This is a genomic window from Tessaracoccus sp. SD287, assembly GCF_017355265.1.
Classification (GTDB): Bacteria; Actinomycetota; Actinomycetes; order Propionibacteriales; family Propionibacteriaceae; genus Aestuariimicrobium.
The window spans coordinates 1-1,268 of sequence record NZ_JADIJQ010000063.1; the positions used below are offsets into that span (position 1 = coordinate 1).

Annotated in this window: 1 protein-coding gene; it reads right to left on the reverse strand. The window is 68.5% G+C overall.

What is annotated here, in order from left to right; all coding sequences use genetic code 11:
* A partial coding sequence (locus IPV09_RS14000; protein WP_207475963.1) for an ISL3 family transposase occupies nucleotides 1-1,207 on the reverse strand: 1,207 nt, incomplete at its 3' end.
* Nucleotides 1,208-1,268: the final 61 nt, after the last annotated feature.

The following is a 1,268-nucleotide window of genomic DNA, read 5'->3' on the forward strand; positions in this document are numbered from 1 at the left end:
GGTGTTCGAGGCGGCCGTTCAGGGCTTCGGTAGGGCCGTTCGACGTGCCGGGTCGGTCGAAGTAGGCCAGCACGTCGGTGGCGCGTTTCTTCAGGGTGCGTCCGAGGGTGATGACCTCACGTAAGGTGCTGGGGACCCCGCTGCTGATGCTGGCGATGAGCGCCTCCATGCGGGCGCGGCCGTTGGCTCGGTCGGGGTCGCGGTAGGCGGCGACCAGCTGCTGGTAGACGCCGTAGGTGGCCTCCAGTTGCACGTGGTCGTCGCCGGTGAACAAGGCGTCGAGGCGGGCTTGTTGTCGGTGGGTGAGGAGGTCGGCTCCGGTGTGGAGGGTGCGCCGTGCCCGGTACAGGGGGTCCTGAGCGCGGCCGCGGTGGCCGTGGAGTTCTTGCTGGATCCGGCGCCGGCACTGGTCGAGGGCGTCACCGGCGAGCCTCACGACGTGGAACGGGTCCATGACGGTGGTGGCGTCGGGCAACTCTTCGGTGGTGGCGGTCTTGAAGCCGGTGAACCCATCCATGGCCACGACCTCCACGCCGGCCCGCCACGCTTCGGGTCGGGCAGCTAGCCACGTCTTGAACGTGCTCTTGGAGCGGCCCTCGACCATGTCCAGCAGGCGTGCCGGGCCGGTGTCATCCCTGATCGGGGTGAGGTCGATGATCACGGTGACGTACTTGTCGCCGTGACGGGTGTGCCGCCACACGTGCTCGTCGACGCCGAGCACATGGACGCCGTCGAAACGCCGCGGATCGTTGATCAGGACCCGCTTGCCCTCGGCCAGGACGGCGTCGTTGGCGGTGTTCCACGACACTGCCAGCCCTTCGGCGATCCGGGCTACGGTCAGATGCGCGACCACGAGTCCTTCCAACGCCCACCGCAACGCCCGTCGGGACAACTTCGCCCGCGGCTCGGCGGCTCTGCTCATGTCCTGACGCCACACATGCCCGCACTCGCCGCAGCGGTAGCGACGCACGGTGACGAGCAAGATGGTGGGTCGCCAGCCGAACGGCTCGTGCGCCAGACGACGTACCACGGTGCCACGTGGCGTTCCCTCGCAGCCGCACCGCCGGCACCACTGGTCCGGCTCAACGACCCGGCAGGCCAACACGGCCCGCTTCGGCTCGATCTGTTGGCCGACGACCTCCAGGCCGAGCTCGTCGAGGCGGGTGAACGTGGTCAGGTTGGGGCGCGTGAAGGTAGCGTGAGGCACGTCGAGGTCTTCCGGATGGTGAGTGTGAGAACTTCCATCTTCGGGAGGCCTCGACCCTCAT